The sequence below is a fragment of the Blautia sp. HA8986 genome, from assembly GCF_056504635.1.
This window is the reverse complement of sequence record NZ_JBWLUQ010000001.1, coordinates 372,625-393,874: the sequence shown is the minus strand read 5'-3', so window position 1 is coordinate 393,874 and position 21,250 is coordinate 372,625. Positions and strand designations below refer to the sequence as shown.

Below are 21,250 nucleotides of genomic sequence, written 5' to 3'. Positions count from 1 at the left end.
TAAACTATCACCTCTTAATCATCTTTAATATCTTTTTTGTCGCCCATCTAATGAAATTTGACCATCCTCCAATTTTTATTGAGGCATTCATTTTGGACATGCTGCCCCCCCCCGCTAATTTTTCAATTTCATGAAGATTATAGGAAAGATATTTCGGAAGTGCAAACGGATATATCGCTACTCCGTGTTCATCTATATTTATTTTTATCGTATGTAATTGATTCATTGTTTTAACCAACTCATACTGTTCTTGATCCTGCTTGGAACGATTTGGAAACATATAAAAGATATTCGTTGATGAGCCTGGAATTCGTGTGTAATATTCAATGTATTTCTTTTCTCCAGTAGTGCAGTATTCTTTAAGGTACGGATTTTGTTCTAAATGATCAAAATGGTGACTTAATGAAAACTGCCCAGCAAAAGAATATGATATTTCTGCATTCAATTCCATTGCAAGAATTGAACCTATAAATCCACCTGATGAAGCCCCTACACATCGAATAGTGTATCCTTTTGTTATACTTCTAATAAAATCAATCAGCTTATCATAAGTATTAACCCTACTATTAATTCCTTTAACATACCAAGAAAGCCAAATATCTCGAATGAATATCTCTAATTCAGGTTTACACTCGGCTCGTAAATTAGACCACTCATAACGATTTCCTCCAATTATTTTATCTTTAAATGACTGAAGATTATCTTTTTCATACAAGGCATTACTGGAGCAATAAATATACGCCAATCCATTCTTACAGTTATTGTATTCAATCTTATAATTATCTTTCTCATACTCCGCTTGAATTAAATCATATATATCATTCATCCTTATACCCTCAAATTAGTTAATTCTTTTCTTGCCATATAGTTCTGGAATAAAACGATTACTAAATATAACAATAGGAATCACCACCAGAACACATACTATAAAAACAGATAATGTCATTATAATATCCGGGCACTCAAAATGTGCCACTGTGAAAAACATTTCTATTACATTTTTAAAGAATTGAGTTAGCACGAACTGCCACACATATATAATAATAGAATTCCTTCCACACCAATTAAAGAACACATTTTTTCGCATAAAATCTGCAACTATCCAAACAACCGTGATTCCACTTAAGGCTCCAATTATAAACACGGGAAAGTTTCCATAATTGTTATTGTACATTGTAACGCTAGAATTACATAATGCACAAACCAACAATATCCATAATTCACCAATCAATAATAGAATCTTCTTTTCTTTCCGGTTACAAATTCGTTTTAATTGACTTGGCAAAAAACCTCTACACGCAAATCCTAGCAAATAAAAGAAAAACGCCATTGGGACAACATTTATATAAAAAAGTGATTCATCAGGCCATTCTATTTTATATTCAAACAACACTCCTAAAACAATACATAACCCACCAAGTATCATCTGGTATTTTATGCTTGTAATACGCACCATCCGCGAAATAAAATAAAATAAAATTACTACTATGAAAAGGACTTGAAGAAACCAATATCTCCAAAATTGATATAGAAAATCAATTTCAGCTAAACTTTTACCTTTCATCACGACAGTAAACAATCCATAGTATATGTATGAAATCAACCCTAATAAGATTTGTGGCAAAAGAATTGTTTTCAACTTACCAAGAACGAACCTGCCCCCTGTTCTTTTATCTCCAATTTTCGCAACTAAACCTGAGAGGAAAAAGAAAAGGGGCATATGAAACGTCAATATAATTTTATTCAATGGACTTTCGACAGAATAAAAGCTATGTCCTAAAACTACAAGTAAGATTGCAATTCCTCTTGCTACATCTATTTGTTCATCTCTCTTTTTCACAATTTATTCTTCCAATCGTCTATAATCTCTTTGTAATTATTTATTGTTTTATCTACTACAGCATCTTCACCCTGTCGGCTTCTAATCCATTCATACGATGATTTAGAAAATTGCTCAGCCAAAGAGTCTGAATCAAAAATTCTAGATATATACTCTGCTAACATTAATGGCTCGTTGAATGTATAAAGATACCCATCTTTTCCATCGCGAAGCATCTCTGGAACTCCACCTACAAAACTGGCAACACACGGTATTCCAACTAACTGAGCCTCACACAAGGAATTCGGACTATTCTCAATCGCGGACGGCAAAACCATTACATTCGCCTTTTTTAATTCGTTGACTATCTGTTCCGCGTCAAGTATTCCCGTAAAATGTATGCACTCCTGCAACTCGTTGGCTCGTATTCTTTCAAATAAATATTTAACATATCCTGGTTGAAGAAGTTTTTCCTTTACAGTTGAATTTCTCATTACATTTTTTCCAGACATATACAATTCAACATCTGGATACCGTTTTTTTAAGATTTTCATTGCGTCCAAAAGAATATGAAGTCCCTTGATTGGCTTAAATCCTTGATGCATAAAAATCCTGTGATGTCTGATTTTATTGACATCCCAACGTGTTGCCTGATAAAACTCTGGTCTGATTAATTCTGGTGCATAAATATATTTTGTTTCAGGATTAACTGCTAAAGAGGAAACTTTATCCCACGTAGTTCTTCCGCCTACATACTGAATGCCTCTCAACATTTCCTTTTCATATCTACTACGTCTAATTTCTTTCTTTCTATCCCATATAATACCAGAATGTCTGACAATATCCCTCAATGAATAGGTTCTAATAATGTCTTTCATCTCCATCCCAGCATACGCATCTTTATAGTAATTAGACAAAATTCCTTGTAGCGTAAGAAAAAGCGGTACGTTAGGCTTCATCTTAATCAATTCATAAGGAACCATTGATTCACTTCCATGAATATGTACCAAATCCGGTTTAAAGTCCGAAATAATATATTTCCAAGACTCTCGTATTTTTTCTCCGCCACCACTTCTCATGACTTCTTTTCCATTAGGCAGAAAATAAAAATCCACATTATCAACACGAAACTTTTTTACACTGTCCTCATCTGCAACTGAAACAATTGCAAGTTCAATATCGTCTCTATATCTTAATTTTGCAGCCAACGCGCGCGCCCATGTACACGCATATTCCGACTTTCTTCCTATTTTGTCTGCCACTTCTGGAAATGTGACAAACACTGTCCACATTATTCTCATTATACTTCTCCACTCAACGTAATCTATGTGAAATTGTAAACCTAAATTTTTCTTCTAATGCAATCAACCAAATTCCAATAACTGCATACCATATATTTGCTTCTATAGTATTAGTACTTACAGCCATAAATAAAGATAGCCAGAATACTATAACTGTATAAAACAATCTTCGATATAAAGTTCTTGACCGACTTCTCTTCAAATCAACCCATAGTGCCAGCCAAACTATAATACAAGAATACAATGGTGAAAGTATTTTACCAAATTGCATAACAGATTCAGTTATGACTGGAATAATAAAGTCTGCCCTTCCAACTGAGCTTTGAAAGTATGATGTAGCTGTTTTGAAATCACTAAGTCCTAAAATTTTCATTGCATATGGAAAATTAAAGAAACAATCGACTAAAATTCCTGCTAAGCCGCGTTCATTATTATATTGTTCAGCTGTCACCATTCCATTAGCAACCGGGGTAATGCCTTCAAAATATTCATCGAAATATTCAGCCGTAAAATACTTTCCAGTAGCATCAGATACTTTTACATTAGTTTCACCAAATGACATAATTTTAAGAACTGATCCCATGAGTACCACCATGAGTATCCCAACAATGCCTATTGTCACTATTGCCTTGGTCTTATTGGGAAAAACACGAATAAGCGCATACGCCGACACAATTACTGCAATAAGCATATTCCATCTTGATACTGAAAATCCACTTGTCCACATGCTAGAAATAAACCCAACGCATATCAATCCAAGAAAAAGTACTTTTATCCACTTAGTTGTCACATAACGGGCAATCAAATCAATTAAAACAGTGAAAAGCACCAACAAACCAATATGAAAAAAGGCCTTATAAATGCCAGGTATGTCAGAATAATATTCTTGTGTAGTTATATAGCCCATAATTCCCATCTCGCTTCGCGTTAAAAGTGAAAAATTAAATAAATATCCTCTCAACTTAGAATTCACAGCTATAATAAAAAACCAAAATAATATTATTGTAACAGTAAGAGGGCGAACAAATTTCTCCTCAGTTTCAGTATTTCGATCTAACGAACTCTGTTTATGTACTATTGAGGACCAGAAATGCATGATTGCACCAACGGCAATCTCTTCATACGCCATGTACCACACTGCTTCATTTAACTGACTGCTAATCCTAACTCCGCTATAATTATCAGTTAATGCATATAATATTGGTATCATTATAAAACGACAGAACATCGTCACTTCAATAATTACAAGAGCTAACCCCGGCTGCTTCCTAAAGGCTTTTCTCGAAAAACACAATGACACAAAATATGCAATTGGTAGTACAAAAAGATTATCAACCAAACCACTGGACTTATTATAAATTGCAGTAAAGAATGCCGTAACAATGCACACAATTATAAGATAATTCCAAACTGTTAGTGCAATTTTTGATTTCGATTTTTCTCTATCCTCAAAATATGATTCTTTCATAATTTCTCCTGCCAAGCAACTATTTCGTTGGAATTCTAATCCAATTATCCAAATATATGGACACATCATTTTCAAGCGATAAATTCCATCTTTCAGGTGTCAGAACAATTTTATCTTTATAGGCTGATAAATAAGCCGCCCACCAGCTAAAAGTACTATTTGAAATAATAAAATGCTTGCAAGATTTCATCAATCTAAGTTCTTCGTAGTCGGGGTTTCCAAGATCAACATACACAAAATTCAACTTTCTATTATCAATGTTATTCGTAAAATGATAATTACCCTTGATCCACGCAAGGTCATCATGCGTATTTGAAAAAATATAGAAGGTTGGATTTACTGTTTTTTTCAACATTTCATTAATTGCATTATTGTAGTATTCAAAAGTACAAATCTGGAGATTCTTCCATCTTGGATCCAAATAGTCTCCGCGACGAATATGTAAACAAACTGATTCTGTGCAGCCTATTCTTCTAAGCATATCAGCATTTTCTTTACTTGGTGCAGTCTTTATCTCAAATTCTGTTCCTATAATCTCTTTAATGGGAGCAAAGTTTGCCTCCCCTTGAAAAAAGCCAAAAACATATTTATTCTTTTTTCGTGCAAGAAGGGTCTTGAACTCCGTTTGAGATCTATATGTATAATACACACCATGTTTAGAACGCTTAATGAATTTTTCCTCTCCGAGTGGTTTGGAAGTCTTAAGTATTTTCCAAGGTATAATATCAAATCCATTAGCTAATAATGTTCTTATTTTAAAAATCTCCATATCATTTTTTTGTTTCTTTTTTTTCATGAACTCAACATCATCGTTTAGAACGAAATTATGGAGAGATGCTTTTCTAAAATCAAAATGATCAATATAGTATGAATTAATTGCAATTTTTTCTTTTTGTCCCTCTTGTTCATATAAATATTGTAAATATCTTGCATATGCATATTGAAAGAGCTGATTTCCAAGCCCATCTTTTATAATCAAACTAATCATTAATTTTGTTCCTCTCCGTATATATCGTATGGAAAACTCTTTTTTAATTTTTCCCTTATAGTATCCAACTCAGGCAATTCCACAGGTTTAATTTGTATCGCCTGCTCTATTGAATCCGCCATAGGGAAATTAATTCTTCCCGTACTATAATAGTAATCATAATATTTAACAATATCTATCTGGGGTTTCAATAAAACCGCCGGAACCCCATATGCCTCTGCTAAAATAATGCCATGCAAACTTGAGGATATTACAACATCTACGCTTACTAATTGATTAAGGAAATCTTGATAATCATCAGTACATATGTTTAATCGTGCAATCTTGTTCTCCTCATATTTTTCATTAAGAACATAGTCCTTATGTGTTATTAGACCATATTTTTTTCTATTTTTTAAAGGAACTGCCTTATAAATTTCTGGCATTATGATTGCAGGATCTCCATAGACCTCTGGAACACTATATCCATAGTCCATCAAAATTGCACGTGTAACCGGTCCTCGAACCGCTCGAACATCCAATTTTCTCTTTTCCAATCTATATGTCAGTTTTGCATTAAGGACACCGCTGCCCCAAACAGTGGCATCTTGAATTCCTGCTGTGAGCACACTGCCAATTGCATATAGATGTTTTTTCTCATCAATTCTTACATCCGGTTTTATTTTTTTTAAGCCAAGCATATAGTTGACAACAACAGGGGACAAAGTATCTCCTAGATTATTTGACTCGTCCCAATAATCTAGATTCACTTGTTCATTTTTTGCTCGATTTGAAATATTAAACAAGATAAAATTGTTTCTGAACGGAAACAATAATTTCGTCAAAACTTTTTTCGATGATTCTCCCATCGCCTTTTTTATTGCTAAATTTAATTTATCTGTTCTCATTCTTACCTCTACTACATATTTTCCTTATTCACTGCCTGCATAAAATCCGAATAAATCATATCTTGTATTGTTTTTTTCTGATGATTTCTTTTTCCACATTCCCAGCTCTTATAAGCGTATTCTTCTATTTTCTTAGGGTTATCAATCAGCTTTTCAAGTTCTTCTTGTATTCTACCCTCATCTTCTGTCACAACAGCTGCATCGTTTTTTTTCAGATACGACATAGCTGCTGTGTGTCCTCCAACTGCAACTATGCATCGAGCATTATAAAGATAATCCACAATTTTTGTCGAAAAAGACAACCTGAAAAAATTGCATTCTTTCTTTCCCGTTGGTTCAACATGGAGCAAAATATCAGCACTATGCATAGTTTTCAATACGTCTGCCGTAGGAACCGGCTCCAAAAGAGCTGAAGCATTCTCAATATTGAGTGCCTTCTCCATTTCATCCGTGTGTGGTGACATTGTATGTATTCTTAAAAGGCACTTTCTTTCGTTTTTGTTTATAGCCTTTACTGCTTGTGCAACTTTTCCAAGTTCTTTCCAACGCCCTGCACCGACATTTCCCATATATATAATGGATATCGGATATTTTACTTCGGATTTTATTTCAGGATCTCCACTAAAATCATATGCCTTATACAAAACCTTGCATTTCTTGTCAAAATACTGGCTGTACTCTTCCCTCATCTCTTCTGTAATGGTGTATAGGAATTCGCTTCTCTGCGCGCATTTTCTTATATACTTTCTTTCCAAGAATGTTTTTCCCCAGAAAAAGGGAGATACAGCCTGTTTGTGTAGCGAATAGTGGTCATCCCAAGCATATGCAATAACTGGAATCGAATATTTATCGTGAAGATATGACATTAAAATGTTTGACGCAGGAACCCTACCTAATGGTCCGAAAATCAGCTGCGGTTTTATTTCTTCAACAAATGAATCAAGTTCTTTTGAATGCCACTTGCCCCAAATACCAATCATATCCTGAGCCAAAAGCAATGACTCCCATCGCAATTGACGCGCCTTATTATAGGCACCGTTATTCTCTGTCACATTATTATTTGATACACTATCCAAAGATACCTTTCGTCCAACGCTCTTCCTTGTTAAAATGCTCTTTGCCAATTCTTTCTCTGGAATGTAAAAATATTTTTGAGCCACATTGTTCTGCGGCTTTCCACCTTTGAAATAGATGTTAGAAAATTCTATTTTATCTTGCATTCCGTCAAAGATATTGGACAGTGTATTTCCTACACTGACATCATTTCTCCATGGTAGATATGAAACAACCAGTACCCTTATTTTTTCCTCTGACATTATCCCACTCCTACACTCACTTCTTCGCTACCTTAATCATCTATCTTTCATGTTTTTTTTCGATATACAGTATACTTAAAATCTAATTATTTATTATAAAGGCTCTCAAACACAGTCTGATGCTCAACTGATACACGCTTTGCATCAAATCTTGATTCAACGTCGCTATATCCATGCTCAATCAACTTTCTTCTTAGCACGGAGTCATCAAAAATTCTGTTTACTGCCTTGCTTGCGCCATCCACATCATCAACATTAACAAGTAGACCATTCTCGCCATCCTTAATGATATTGGGAATAGCATCTACACTGGTAGCCACAATTGGCTTTCCTGCCATCATATATTCCGGAAGTGCAAGACCAAATCCTTCCCAGCGACTCAGCAAACATCCAACGTCAAAAAGTTCGACATAGCTCATAGGATCATCTACCCAACCAGTAATATGTAACCTTTCAGAAAATCCTTGCTCCTCTGCATATTCTCTGATTTCGTTTTCCAACATACCGTTTCCCACAATGATAAAATATGCGTTTGGAATTTTATCATTCACAAGCTTTGCCATCCTAATAAAAACATCTGGCGCTTTTTGAGGACTTACACGCCCAACCATGCCAACGACAAAAGCATCATCTGGAATACCCAAGTCTGCTCTTTTAACTACTCCATGTGCCCCAGCTTTGTAAGCATCTACATCCACACCATTAAAAATAACCTGCAATTTGCCTGCTTTGCATATGCTCTTATCCAACGCAGACTGTTTTTCTGCATCTGAAATGCAAATAATCTTATCACAGAATGGTGCAGCTAATTTTTCAATTGCAGCATACATTGTTTTCTTCTTATTTGAACAACGCATATTAAATGCCCACCCATGTGGGTTGTATACACAGTGATTCTTCAGACCAATATTTGCCACACGAGCGATTGCACCAGCTTTACTGGAATGCGCATAAACGATATCAGGGGTATATTTTTTTATTAGTTTCCGAACTTGTCCGATTGCCTTTAAGTCGTTACCTCCAATGGCTCTGCTCATCTCAATCTGTTCAAAGGAATCTACCAAACCTTTATAATCTTCCGCATGATAATCCTGTGAGCAAACCAATATATTCTCAAACTTCTCCTTGTCCAAATACTTGAGAAGCATTCGGATATAGCGATCTACGCCACCTGCGGCCTGTGCCACATGCAATACTCTGATTTTATTTTTCCTCATCCCTCAAATACTCCTCGTCTTTTTTCTTTCCGCAAATCTATGTAAGCCTTTTACTCTCCATGCCCCAGTAAACACACCTTGAAGGTCTTAAAATTGATTTTCCAGTCCACACAGAAGCTACGCTCCTTGACATATTTCACATCCAGATCCATCCATTCTTCAAAGGTGAGGTCATTACGATGCTGGGCGATCTGCCAGTAGCAGCTCAGGCTGGGAGTCACATGCAGGCGCTATTTCTCGTACTCGCCGTACTGTCATGGGCCACTCACTTATTTTTCTTCAACTGAAACTTTATGGTAGACACCTTCATACCAACTCACCAACAAAGTGCTGTGTCTTATTGTCATAACTCGCAGTCGCACTTACCCATTTTTCAAAGTGTTGACCCTTATTGTCATAACCCGTACACCAACTCACTTTGTTAAAACTGTACAAGTTCATTTCTTCCTCGTGTCGCAACATGAACAATCATCTCCCCCTCACTACCTCTAATTCTCCAGAAAAATGCAGTTATCATGTCCGTCTTTTCTCTGCAATAAACTTTTCCAGAAAAATAGATTTTGGGCTTTTCAACATTTTCAACCTCCACCTCTAATTCTTCGGAAAAATGAAGGTATCATGTCACTACCTTACTCTGCAATAAAACAGGCTCGCAGTAAGGGTATTTTGCATGAGTTTTATACGCCACCGTAGACCATCATGCCGCCACTGAAAGTTTGAGGTAGACATTCAACGGGCAGGATACGCCTTTGATACCTTTAGCATTCACACACCATTGAACATCACCGGCGTTCAAAGAATAGATAAAGTCTGCCTTATCCTGATATTCTCCGTTGTTTTTCAAGAAAATATTCTTCTAATTTTTATTGCATTTATAAAAATCCGTGTCCCTCACACAAACTCCACATCCCAGACATCCACCCCGGAATCCTGGAACACATCTCTCAGTCTCTTATGCAGCATCTCCTGTGTAATGCCTTTTTTCAGCACTACCTGCAGGAAACCGCCGCCTCCGGCTCCGGAGATAAATTTTCCATCGATGAGGTCTTCGCATACGCCGAAAATCTGATCGATACAGGTGTTGGTGGAGCCTGCATCCAGTTTTTTGGAGATTTCCCAGTGCTGGTTCAGAAGGTTTGCGAATTCGTCGATGTCTTCTTTTTCCAAGGCAAATTTCATCAAAGCTGCTACTTTTTGCATCTCGTCCAAAGCTTCCAGGGATTCTTTCCGGCCTCCGATATAGTTTCCTACTACTTCTCGAGCAGGTTTCTGGCCAGGCGCCGCTGACCTGTGTAGATCAGTGCAAATCGTTCCTGCAGCTCCTGTTTTGTCTTTTCGGAAATTTCCACTTTTTCTACTTTAAGATGCTGGCGGATTCCTGGTCTGGATGTAATAAATTTGATTCCGGGGGTCAGGCCGCCGACCTGATCCTGCCAGCCGCCGCCTGTACTCATGATCTGCTCAAGATTCAGGACTGTATCGTAGATCTGGCTGTCATCCCAGTTTTCTCCCAGAAATTCTGCAAAAGCTTTGACACAGGCACCTGCAAGGATGCTGCTTGTTCCAAGACCGGAGCCTTTTGGCACACCCTTAACACAGGTGGACAGATAAAATCCGCCTCCCATTTTTTCCAGAACACTTTTCAGGTCTGCTTTTTCTTCCAGTGGAAGGATTCCACAGGCGATAATAGCTGCCTTGTGCAGTGCAAAAGGATCGTATGGATTATGACAATCCTGGATTTCTTCTGCTGTTTCTGCTGTTCCGTAAGCACCGGTATCTGTGCTTGCCAGTTCAATATGTAATTCCGGGATCCTCCGGATTTCTACTTCAATTGGTTCACAGCCTCTTAACCGGATTGCTGCATTAAGAACAGTTCCACCGTGTTCATTACAGTATGGTGGTGTGTCTGACCAGCCGCCGCCCCAGTTTACTCGTACCGGAAGATTTACTTTTACATACTCCTTTGCAATCTGATAGTTACCTTTTCCATCCAGCTGCGTCTGAGATGCGATTTCTTTCTGTATCTGGGAAAAACACTCCTGTTCCAGCATGTCGTAAGTTTTTCCTGCAAAACACTTTTTCGTGAATTTCATGGAACGTGACACTGCATACAGAATTCTTATCCTCTGGAAAAAATCTGCCTTTTCTGCTGCTTCCATCAGAAGCTGATAATGCCGCTCCCTGATTTCTTTTTCTCCGAAGATCTTCAAGGCAGGGATGTAATGTCCGCCTTTTTTAATTTCTTCCAGAAAAAGTGCTACAAGGATACGGGCTTCCAGATCTTTTTTCCAGGAAAGGATGTTTTCAGTGTTTCCATAACGGAATGATTCTTCCAGGCTTAGTCTGGTCTGTTTCTTCCAGTTCTGAACCTGCGCCGGATCTGCCTGTCCTTCGCTCATTTTTACAAGAAGCTTTCCTGCTTCTGCTGCTTCCTGGAATGTCCGGCATACAGGATACAGCTTTGCATTCCAGAGAGCATGATTTTCTCCTGTCCACACATCTTTTACAGTCAGGGAGTTCTCTCTGAGAAAGCTGTCAAGGTTTCCTTTCAGAAAGCTGCCTTTTTCTTCCAGTGTTTTTTTCGGATTATCCACCACGCCGTATGTTCGGATCACACATCTGCCTGCCTGTGCACCGCAAAGCTCTTCAGCTTCATCTCTCAGCTTTACACCATGGAACACCGTATTTTCCGGCACACAGATATCCTTAAGAAAAAGTCCTGATACCACTGCCCCTTTTCCAATATGGGATCTGCCTTCCAGACAGCTGTCCTCAATGTAAGTTCCTTCCTCAACTTCTGTTTCCGGTGCGATCAGTGCTGTATGCAAAGCTCCGGCACAGCTGCTGGCATTTGTAAACACATGTTTTTTCCAGTCCAGAAATTCGTAGTCTGCCACTTCTTCTGTCATCAGAGCTCGAAGTTCTCTTGTTGTTCCAAAATGGATAAATTCAGCCGGTGAAAGGCAGATCAGCTTCATCTGATACGGACTTAATACTTCCCAGATTTTTTCCCTGCAGGAAAAAAGCTCTTCGCAGAATTCACCTTCCGGTTTTTCTTTCTGATATTGTTCAAATGTGGAATCTGCAGCCAGTGGATACAGAAAATCTCCGTAAAAACTGACTCTTGCTTTCTCATTTACAAAAGTTTCATATTTATCGGGGTCCGTATTTTTGCCTGTTTTATCCGCGATCAGATTAAAAAGCGCGCCAAGGATTTCGGCATCCAGAAGTACAGCCCCTGTATCAAGATCCACGCAATCCTGTCCGTTCACAGCTCCCAGTTTACGAAGCGTTTCTTCCGGCTGCTTGTGCAGAAACATTTTTACGTGGTCATTTCCATCGTTTAAAAACACTCCATGATCCACGCCTACTTCGATCGGGGATTTCATGGAGATTGCCGCAGCTCCGCGGAACTGGGCATCTATCTGTAAAGGATTAAAAAGGAGGAGCACATCTCCGGAAAGCACCAGCATTCCCTCTTTAAATCTGGCCGGAACGCCTGCCATGCTGATTAGAAATTCATCAAACAGTGTGGAACCTCTTCCATCCGGAAGTTCTCTTGGTACTGGGGAAAAAAGCTTTCCGCATACAGAATACTGCGGCACTCTTTTGCTGTCCCCGCCGGAATGGATCACCAGGATTCTTTTGTTATGGAAATCTCCATGGAGTCCTTCTTCTTCGGAAAGAAATCGGAGTACATTTAATGTTGCTCCTCCGGAACCTACACGTTTTCCTTCCGGATCCGGCAATACGAAGTATTTTGTCCATCCAGGCAGTACGCCCTGTTCCAGTCTGTCTGCAATCTGGCTGCGGAAGGATCTGGCCTGCTCTTCGTTTGATGAAGTCAGGATCACATAGTCCCACCTGGGAAAATTAACTTTGCGGATGCTCCGCGCATAGTCCTCCCATGCGTCCTGACAACTCTGGCGCAGAAAAAGATTTTTCAGTTTCTTGTATTCTGTCTTCATTGCTTTCCTTATCCTTTGCTTTTTCATACTTTCTTTTTTTCATAACTTTGAATACTCTTATCTGCTGTCACGGCCTGCGCCGTAACTTCTGCAGAAATTCTTTGCCGACTCTTCCCTTTATCGGAAAGACACGACAGGCGGTATTCAACCTGTCAGGAGCTGCCTGTAGCAGCTGCTGAGTTGTGCTTGCGCTTCTATAAAACAGTGGTTATACCACCTGTTTTCCCAATTGCTGAATACATTTACGGCTTAAATTCCTGGCACTGTTCAGACTTCTGCTTCCCCTGTGACCGTTCCGGCAGATATATTCATCGGCTTTGCGGTTTACTGATACGATCGGTGCACCACAGCTGGCACAGGTCTCAGATATTCCTTTTGCATAGGTCTCGATTACCAGAATGCCGTTTTTCCAGGCTTTGTATGTCAGATTGCGGCGGATTCCGGTGCTTAAATGCAGTGTGCTCCAGTTTCCTGATCCGATCATTACATAGTCCGTGTATTCCTTTTTATATTTCGGAAGGATGATCATTGATACCTGATTTTTCAGGCAGAATTTAATGATCTGTGCGCTGACCTCATGGGCATAATATTCAGACAGATGTTTCAGCCGCATCCAGTGTTTCCTGTTTTCTCCCGGCTGCTTCTCTTCACCAAGAGACTTTCGGGCTTTCTCGATCTTTTTCTGGATTTGATTACATCGGTGAGTATATTCTTTGCCTCCGCTCCAGAATTTCACAGCAATTTCTTTGCCAGCTCCATCACATACAGTACCTACAGCAAAAGCATCTCCATTTGTAAACTGGATGGCGCAGATCCTGCGTCCTTCCTGTATACGCTGTTTTACACTTGCTGTATCTGCTGTGAATTCTTTTACAGGTACATGGAGCATGAGATATTTTTTCTCATAGGTTACTGACGGTGACATCAGCTCAGCCTGTTCCGGAAATATTTCTCCATAAAGACGGCAGCGCATCCATTGCCATTTTTCACCTGTCCAGACCTTCAGCGTGATTTCCTTATGGGAAAAATCTCTGTACATTCCTTTATAATAGGTAACTGCTGAATGAAGCTTTTCTGCTTTCCTGCCTGGAATGATACTCTGTCTGGATATGTGACTTTTTGCTGCTGCTATAGCACTGTTAATGGCTGCCCGCCGAAAATACAGAGGAACTTTTTCCCAGGGTATTGGTACCTCCGGGATTTTTTTATCTCGTCCCATAATGGTAAGTACTTCCAGTGCACGCATGGTTTTCTGACTGCTCAGTTCCCACAATTCCTCTCTTTTCAAAAGCAGATCATAATAAAAGCTCTCGATCTCGTTATAGAGTTCCTGTGTCTTCCTAAGCCAGTTCGGATGCCCACAGCAAAGACGCAGCTTTCTGGTGGTTATGCTGTAGCCTGTGGTGGATGGCATTTTTATATTCCTTCCGTATTTATTTATATAACTTATCCAATTTTATTTATTTATCGCTTAATGTTGTATTAAGCGACAGTTATTTTTTTCGGATTTTTCAAGTTATAAGTCCAAAATTTTGAACTACATGTAATGATAACATTCACTTTTAGCCTTGTCAAGCTATGCAGGCTATGCAGAACAGACCAATTATGACGTTTTTTCTGCTGTTTTGTAAACATTTTTGTATATTATCTTAATCATCTCATCTATGCTCCATCGAAAATGGTCAAAATAAGTGGTCATTTGAATTTCCCGTAAACCTTTAATTTTCAACTAAAACTGCTATCAGAATGGTTTATTCGTGGTCAATAAGCAGTCAATATCATTCTGTATATTTAAAAAATAACACGGATACTATCAGCATTTTTCAGAAGTTCGTCGCTTAATACAACATTTAGCGACAGTTTTCACATTTTCCTTGGTAATGCAAAAAGCCTCCCAGATTAACTTTCTGAAAGGCTTTTTTACTGTTCCATATTAAACTTACTCTTTATCGGGGCAACAGGATTTGAACCTGCGACCTCACGGCCCCCAGCCGTGCGCGCTACCAAGCTACGCCATACCCCGCAACATTTGAAATTATAACAGAAATGCTTTTGAAATGCAACCACTTTTTCCTGGCGATATCTTAGGGGTGATATGTTATAATAGTTTTATGTTATTTCGTTCACTATGTCACAGGAGGTTATTAACAGTTTAAATATAAATTATAAAATCATATAAGTACATGTTGAGTTTTATAAGATATTAGAGCAGAATATTATTGAAAGGAGCTGATGCTTTGAGTAAATATTATTCTATACATGAATTTTCAAAAATTATAGGCGTATCCGCCCAGACATTACGAAATTGGGATGCCAATGGAAAACTTCATCCGCATCATACTACAGTAAGCGGCTATAGATATTATTCTGACGAGCAACTCAACCAGGTAATAAATGTAAAGCCTAAAAATCGCATTACAATTGGATATTGTCGCGTTTCCAGCCATAAACAGAGAGATGATCTGGAACGACAGATTGATAATGTTAAGACATATCTTCTGGCAAAAGGACAGCCATTTGAGATAATAAGTGATATCGGTTCCGGAATTAATTATAAGAAAAAAGGACTCCAGGAATTGATCAGGCGAATATCTCAAAATAAGGTTGAAAAGGTTGTTGTTTTATATAAAGACCGGCTATTGCGATTTGGTTTTGAATTGATAGAATATACCGCTTCGCTTTATAATTGTGAGATTGAGATTATTGATAATACTGAAAAATCCGAACAGCAGGAACTTGTTGAAGATCTGGTTCAGATAATCACAGTATTCAGTTGCAAATTACAAGGAAAACGAGCGAATAAAGCTAAGAAACTTATCCGGGAACTGATACAGGAGGAAGTAGATGGTAAAAGCCATAAAAGCAATGTTGATACCAAACAATGTACAGAAAACTAAGATGTTTCAGTACGCAGGTGCTTCAAGATTTGCTTATAACTGGGCTTTGGCAAGGGAAATAGAAAACTATGAAAAAGGCGGAAAATTCATTTCAGATGCAGAACTCAGAAAAGAATTTACAAAGCTTAGACATTCTGATGAATACGCATGGTTATTGAGTATTTCAAATAATGTAACCAAACAGGCAATCAAAGATGCCTGCACTGCTTATAAGAACTTTTTTAAAGGTTTGCAAAAATATCCGAGGTTTAAGTCTAAAAAGAAATCAACACCGAAGTTCTATCAGGATAATATTAAGATACAATTCAGCAATACTCATGTTAAGTTTGAAGGATTTTCTTCGGGCAGGAAAAGAAATAAACAAAAACTAAATTGGGTAAGACTTGCAGAGCATGGTCGTATTCCTACAGATGCTAAATATATGAATCCGCGAATATCCTTTGACGGATTGAACTGGTGGATCAGCGTATGTGTAGAATTGCCTGATTGCATAGAAAAACTTAATGATGATGGAATTGGTATAGATCTAGGAATCAAAGATCTGGCTATTTGCTCTGATGGAGCTAAGTATAAGAACATCAATAAAAGTCAGAAAGTAAAGAAACTAGAAAAACAGAAACGCAGATTACAGCGTAGTATCTCTCGCTCTTACGAGAAAAATAAGAAAGGAGAAAGTTACTGCAAAACAAATAATGTAATCAAAAAGGAAAAACTTTTATTAAAACGAAATCACAGATTAACAAATATCCGTAAGAACTATTTGAATCAGACTACATCTGAAATTGTAAATCGAAAACCAAGATTTATTTGTATTGAAGATTTGAATGTTAGTGGAATGATGAAAAATAGACATTTATCAAAAGCAGTTCAGAATCAGGGTTTTTTTGAGTTTAGAAAGCAGCTTGAACACAAGTGCAGCGATAAAGGGATTCAGCTTATTGTGGCTGATCGGTTTTATCCATCATCAAAGCTTTGCAGGTGTTGTGGAAATATTAAAAAAGACTTGAAATTATCTGACAGAATTTATAAATGTGATTGTGGAAATGTCATTGATAGAGATTTTCAGGCATCTATAAATCTCAAGGCTTATGGAGAAAGATTTGCAAGCTAACACTAAAACGTTAGTGCAAATATGTACGGGTACGTTAATCCGGAATTTACGCCTATGGAGAGTACAAGAACTTGTGAGTAGATAGATATTTATATCATCAAAAGCATACTCGTTGAAGTAGGAATGAAACATAGAAGTTTATAACTTTTTATAAGTTTTCAGTAACGGTACCATATGCAGGAAAATCTTTCTCTCTACCACATCTTCTACACTGTTGCCAGCACAGGCAGTATTTCCCATAGTTCCAGGGATCTTTATATCAGTCAGCCCGCGATCAGCAAGGCTATACAGAAGCTGGAACGAAATCTGGATACTGTTCTTTTTAACCGGAATTCCAGAGGTGTAACTTTAACTCCTGACGGAGAGCTTCTTTTCGAGAAGGTAAAAGCTGCTCTCATGCTTCTGGATGAAGGTGAGAATTCAATCCGCCATAACCGTTCCAGAAATATTCCTAAGCTGCGGCTGGGAGCCAGCTCCACATTGAGCAAATACGTACTTCTTTCCCATCTGAAGGATTATATAGATCAGTTTCCTCATGTGCGTATTACCATCTCCTGCCAGTCCACCTATCAGACCCTGCAGCTTCTGGATGAAGAAAAAATTGATCTCGGTCTGATCGGACGACCACAGAAACTCCGGGGATATTTTTTTCAGCCTCTCCTTCAGATTCGGGATACATTTGTATGCACAGAGCAGTATCTTCAGAACCAGAAGAAATTGTACCCCGGTGAGCCACTGCTTCAGACTGCAACTTTTATGATGCTGGATGAGGATAATATTACAAGGCAAACTGTGAACACACAGCTGAAAGATCATCTTGTAGAACTAAGCCATATCCTGGAAGTAACAACTATGGATCTTCTGATCCAGTTTGCAGAGATCGGTCTTGGTGTTGCCTGTGTGATCCGGGATTTTGTGGAAAAAGAGCTGGAAGAAGGTACCTTGGTTGAGGTACCTGTAGGCTTTTCTTTTCCACCACGGGAAATTGGATTTGTCTGCCGACAGAAAGATGTGGACTCTCCGCTGATTGCTCCGTTTTTTGGTGAAGTAGCAAATACTGATCTCTGATAAACTAATCCTTCATCAACTGTATAAAAATTTTATAATCATCATAAAAAAATCCCATCGGATGCTCAATATATAAACATCCGATGGGATTCTAAAGTCCGCAATTGACTCAAACTACGCTTCGCTTCGTTCGAGTAGCGCAAAAATTATTGTTCAACAATGACTCAAACTACGCTTCGCTTCGTTCGAGTAGCGCAAAAATTATTGTTCAACAATGACTCAAACTACGCTTCGCTTCGTTCGAGTAGCGCAAAAATTATTACTTTGTAATAATTTTTGCTTAGTTGTTGATAAGTTTGTCCTCGCCGTTCCAGCTGTAGAGTTTACGGATCTCTTCGCCGACTTTCTCAGACTGATGCTCAGCAGCTAATTTTCTCATAGCTTTGAAGTGAACCTGTGCACCTGCATCGGACATGTCGAGTAAGAAGTCTTTTGCGAATGTACCATCCTGGATATCGGAAAGAACTTTCTTCATAGCTTTCTTTGTATCTTCTGTGATGATCTTCGGTCCTGTGATGTAATCGCCGTACTCAGCTGTGTTGGAGATAGAATATCTCATTCCTGCGAATCCTGACTGATAGATCAGGTCAACGATCAGTTTCATCTCATGGATACACTCGAAGTATGCGTTTCTTGGGTCATAACCAGCCTCAACAAGTGTCTCGAAACCAGCCTGCATAAGTGCACAAACACCACCGCAAAGTACAGCCTGCTCACCGAAAAGATCTGTCTCTGTCTCTACACGGAATGTTGTCTCAAGAAGACCAGCTCTTGCTCCGCCGATACCAAGACCATATGCAAGTGCAAGCTCCTGAGCTTTTCCTGTATAGTCCTGCTCTACAGCGATAAGACAAGGTGTTCCTTTTCCAGCCTGATACTCACTTCTTACTGTGTGGCCAGGTGCCTTAGGAGCGATCATTGTTACATCAATGTTCTTCGGTGGCTTGATGCATCCGAAATGGATATTGAAACCATGAGCAAACATAAGCATATTGCCTTCTTCAAGGTTCGGCTCGATGGACTCTTTGTAAAGTTTAGCCTGTAACTCATCATTAATAAGGATCATAATGATATCTGCCTGTTTAGCAGCCTCTGCTGCTGTATATACCTTAAAGCCCTGCTCTTCAGCTCTCTTCCATGATTTGCTGCCTTCGTACAGACCAATAATGACATCGCATCCGGAATCTTTTAAGTTCAGAGCATGTGCATGTCCCTGGCTTCCGTATCCAATAATTGCAATTTTTTTACCATCCAGTAAATTCAAATTACAGTCTTCCTGATAAAAAATCTTATTAGCCATTTTGCGTTCCTCCTCTGATGTTCATCACATCTTCTTCATAAAAATTATTTATCGTTAAGAGAGTGCCTGCTCTCCTAGCAAACATATGTATCTTACAGAAATCTCACATCATCACTGCCGCGGGACAGCCCTGTGATTCCTGTTCTTGCAAGCTCAAGGATCTCATAGTCAGCCATCAGTTCAATAAAAGCTTTCAGCTTGTTCTGGCTTCCTGTCATCTCCATGATCAGAGAATCCTTACTTACATCCACTACCTTGGCACGGAAAATATCGGCAACTGAAAGTGCTCCCTGCCTCTGTTCCGGCTTTACGGCAACCTTCACCAGCATTAATTCTCTGGCAACACTGTCATCCGGCTCCAGAACCTTGACATCTCTCACATCCTCCTGTTTGGCAAGCTGTTTCGTAATCTGCTGTATCATCTGATCATCCGCCTCGCATACAACTGTCATGCGGGAATATCTCTGATCTGCAGTCACACCTGCTGTAATGCTGTCAATATTATATCCACGGCGGCTGAATAGACCAGCCACACGGCTAAGGACTCCTGAGGTATTATCCACAAGAATGGATAGTATTCTCTTTTCCATAATACACCTGCTTTCAAAACGTTATGTAAAGAAACCTGACTTCGTCAAGTAACGCTTTAATCTAATAAATCTTTGCTTTCTTACCATTATAGCAACTTCGAAAATTTTGTCAATCAAAATTTCTCGTAAGACACCTTCAAATTAATAAAGAGTTTACATCAGATCAGATATTTTTTGCGCAGCTCTTCTGTTGCTTTCGCAGTCAGATAAAGCTTCTTACGAAGGAATCTCTCTCCCCCTCCGTATTCATTCTCAATGAGATCAAATATGATATTAATGTAGGATTCTTTTACCTGATAAAAAGCAGTAAGATTGGCAAACTTCTGACTGTTCTCAGGACGGTAAGCCCGGTAAAGCCTGCGCATATATTTAAGTTCTTCCTCCAGACATGGATTGGAACGCATAAAATCTCTTCGTATTGTCTCTTTCGGTACGCCCAGTGCCAAAAGCAGCAGTGCGGTTCCGACTCCGGCTCTGTCTTCTCCTGTTCCACTGTGAAAGATCACTGCCCCGTTCTTTACATGGAGAAGTACATCAAGAAAACGTGCATACTGTTTCAGAGAATACTCATCATTCAGAAAACTGCGGTATCTGTTTATCATATATTTATCAGTATCCCCATAGCAGGACATCACCTGTTCAAAAAAGCTTCTTCCTCCGCTCTCCTCATCCAGGATCGGGATATGGTAATATTCCACACCAGCCATGATATCGTCCGGTTTTTTCTTTACTTCAGCTGCTGAACGGAAATCGATCACTGTTTTTACATTATATTCCTCTGCAAGGATCCGGGTATCTGTAATGGAAGCATGATAAATCTCGCCACTGCGCAGAAGCTTTCTCGGAAGAATATGTGAACCATTCTCTGTCATCAGTGCTCCAAGATCCCTGGTGTTGGGAAGATTCTTCAGTGGAAGCCTGCTGCCTTTGGGAAATCCTACGGCCATATCAGGATTCAGCAATTTAAGAAGCCGGAGACAATCCTGGACCTCCTGTTCAGTCATATCGAATTTATAACGTTTCTGACGTCGTGTTATGATTACCAGATAGTTGATGATCAGCTGTTTCTCTCCGGTTTTATCCGCACCTTCCCGGCGCATATACGCCCAGACAATATCCCTGCATGGAAGGCTGTTCAGCATCATGTGCCTGTTAAACACAAAAAATCCATCTTCGATCCGTATCTTTCCGTATCTCATTTTCTTTCCTTTCTCCTTCTCAACCCCTGCATCCTTTTCGGGACACACTTTATCATACCAGAAATTTTCCGTTCCGTATACCTTGTTTGACATTTTTCATGGTTTCGATATAATAAGTGAA

General features: G+C 38.8%; 19 protein-coding genes and 1 tRNA gene. 3 read left to right on the top strand and 17 right to left on the bottom strand.

Annotated features, from left to right (window positions below):
• Positions 1-7: 7 nt before the first annotated feature.
• The 14 genes from AC04Q4_RS01700 to AC04Q4_RS01635 form a co-directional block, all read right to left on the bottom strand.
• The gene (locus tag AC04Q4_RS01700; protein WP_173754682.1) at positions 8-826 is read right to left on the bottom strand and encodes a hypothetical protein; all 819 of its coding nucleotides are present in this window, start codon (positions 824-826) and stop codon (positions 8-10) included.
• A 15-nt stretch (positions 827-841) separates the two neighbouring features.
• On the bottom strand, positions 842-1,840 hold the full coding sequence (locus AC04Q4_RS01695; protein WP_173738726.1) for an acyltransferase family protein: 999 nt from the start codon (positions 1,838-1,840) through the stop codon (positions 842-844).
• Positions 1,837-3,120: a glycosyltransferase family 4 protein gene (locus tag AC04Q4_RS01690; RefSeq protein ID WP_173738727.1), complete on the bottom strand. Its 1,284-nt coding sequence runs from the start codon at positions 3,118-3,120 to the stop codon at positions 1,837-1,839. Before AC04Q4_RS01690 ends, AC04Q4_RS01695 begins: the two co-directional genes overlap by 4 nt.
• Before the next feature lie 13 nt (positions 3,121-3,133).
• On the bottom strand, positions 3,134-4,588 hold the full coding sequence (locus AC04Q4_RS01685) for a hypothetical protein (protein WP_173738728.1): 1,455 nt from the start codon (positions 4,586-4,588) through the stop codon (positions 3,134-3,136).
• A 19-nt stretch (positions 4,589-4,607) separates the two neighbouring features.
• The gene (locus AC04Q4_RS01680; protein ID WP_173738729.1) at positions 4,608-5,576 is read right to left on the bottom strand and encodes an alpha-1,2-fucosyltransferase; all 969 of its coding nucleotides are present in this window, start codon (positions 5,574-5,576) and stop codon (positions 4,608-4,610) included.
• On the bottom strand, positions 5,576-6,463 hold the full coding sequence (locus tag AC04Q4_RS01675) for a polysaccharide pyruvyl transferase family protein (RefSeq protein ID WP_173738730.1): 888 nt from the start codon (positions 6,461-6,463) through the stop codon (positions 5,576-5,578). Before AC04Q4_RS01675 ends, AC04Q4_RS01680 begins: the two co-directional genes overlap by 1 nt.
• 11 nt (positions 6,464-6,474) lie before the next feature.
• A complete protein-coding gene (locus AC04Q4_RS01670; protein WP_173738731.1) occupies positions 6,475-7,779 on the bottom strand; it encodes a glycosyltransferase family protein in 1,305 nt (434 codons plus the stop codon).
• An 86-nt stretch (positions 7,780-7,865) separates the two neighbouring features.
• Entirely contained in the window at positions 7,866-8,996 is a 1,131-nt protein-coding gene (locus AC04Q4_RS01665) for a glycosyltransferase (protein ID WP_476388361.1), read from the bottom strand.
• A 50-nt stretch (positions 8,997-9,046) separates the two neighbouring features.
• The gene (locus AC04Q4_RS01660) at positions 9,047-9,217 is read right to left on the bottom strand and encodes a sugar transferase (protein WP_476388360.1); all 171 of its coding nucleotides are present in this window, start codon (positions 9,215-9,217) and stop codon (positions 9,047-9,049) included.
• A gap of 200 nt (positions 9,218-9,417) precedes the next feature.
• On the bottom strand, positions 9,418-9,585 hold the full coding sequence (locus AC04Q4_RS01655) for a hypothetical protein (RefSeq protein ID WP_476388359.1): 168 nt from the start codon (positions 9,583-9,585) through the stop codon (positions 9,418-9,420).
• Positions 9,586-9,887: 302 nt separating this feature from the next.
• Entirely contained in the window at positions 9,888-10,196 is a 309-nt protein-coding gene (locus AC04Q4_RS01650; protein WP_476388358.1) for a hypothetical protein, read from the bottom strand.
• 50 nt (positions 10,197-10,246) lie between these two features.
• Positions 10,247-12,964, bottom strand: coding sequence for a fucose pyrophosphorylase domain-containing protein (locus AC04Q4_RS01645; protein WP_476388357.1), 2,718 nt, complete (start codon positions 12,962-12,964; stop codon positions 10,247-10,249).
• A gap of 208 nt (positions 12,965-13,172) precedes the next feature.
• Positions 13,173-14,378 (bottom strand): zinc ribbon domain-containing protein, encoded by a 1,206-nt coding sequence (locus tag AC04Q4_RS01640; protein WP_173738734.1) that lies wholly within the window; start codon positions 14,376-14,378, stop codon positions 13,173-13,175.
• A 535-nt stretch (positions 14,379-14,913) separates the two neighbouring features.
• Positions 14,914-14,987: transfer RNA gene (locus tag AC04Q4_RS01635), tRNA-Pro, on the bottom strand.
• Positions 14,988-15,201: 214 nt separating this feature from the next.
• Here AC04Q4_RS01635 and AC04Q4_RS01630 point away from each other — a divergent pair.
• The 3 genes from AC04Q4_RS01630 (at position 15,202) to AC04Q4_RS01620 (ending at position 18,040) form a co-directional block, all read left to right on the top strand.
• Positions 15,202-15,861, top strand: coding sequence for an IS607 family transposase (locus AC04Q4_RS01630; RefSeq protein ID WP_476389073.1), 660 nt, complete (start codon positions 15,202-15,204; stop codon positions 15,859-15,861).
• Complete coding sequence (locus tag AC04Q4_RS01625) at positions 15,809-16,972, top strand: RNA-guided endonuclease TnpB family protein (RefSeq protein WP_476388356.1); 1,164 nt, start codon at positions 15,809-15,811, stop codon at positions 16,970-16,972. Before AC04Q4_RS01630 ends, AC04Q4_RS01625 begins: the two co-directional genes overlap by 53 nt.
• 174 nt (positions 16,973-17,146) lie before the next feature.
• Positions 17,147-18,040 (top strand): LysR substrate-binding domain-containing protein, encoded by an 894-nt coding sequence (locus AC04Q4_RS01620; RefSeq protein ID WP_476388355.1) that lies wholly within the window; start codon positions 17,147-17,149, stop codon positions 18,038-18,040.
• A 280-nt stretch (positions 18,041-18,320) separates the two neighbouring features.
• On the opposite strand, the gene ilvC is transcribed toward AC04Q4_RS01620, so the two are convergent.
• From ilvC to AC04Q4_RS01605, 3 genes are all read right to left on the bottom strand, one after another.
• On the bottom strand, positions 18,321-19,340 hold the full coding sequence (gene ilvC / locus AC04Q4_RS01615; RefSeq protein WP_173738736.1) for a ketol-acid reductoisomerase: 1,020 nt from the start codon (positions 19,338-19,340) through the stop codon (positions 18,321-18,323).
• Between the two features lie 92 nt (positions 19,341-19,432).
• A complete protein-coding gene (gene ilvN, locus AC04Q4_RS01610; RefSeq protein ID WP_195456862.1) occupies positions 19,433-19,930 on the bottom strand; it encodes an acetolactate synthase small subunit in 498 nt (165 codons plus the stop codon).
• A 158-nt stretch (positions 19,931-20,088) separates the two neighbouring features.
• Positions 20,089-21,129, bottom strand: coding sequence for a tyrosine-protein phosphatase (locus tag AC04Q4_RS01605; RefSeq protein WP_173738738.1), 1,041 nt, complete (start codon positions 21,127-21,129; stop codon positions 20,089-20,091).
• Positions 21,130-21,250 lie beyond the last annotated feature (121 nt).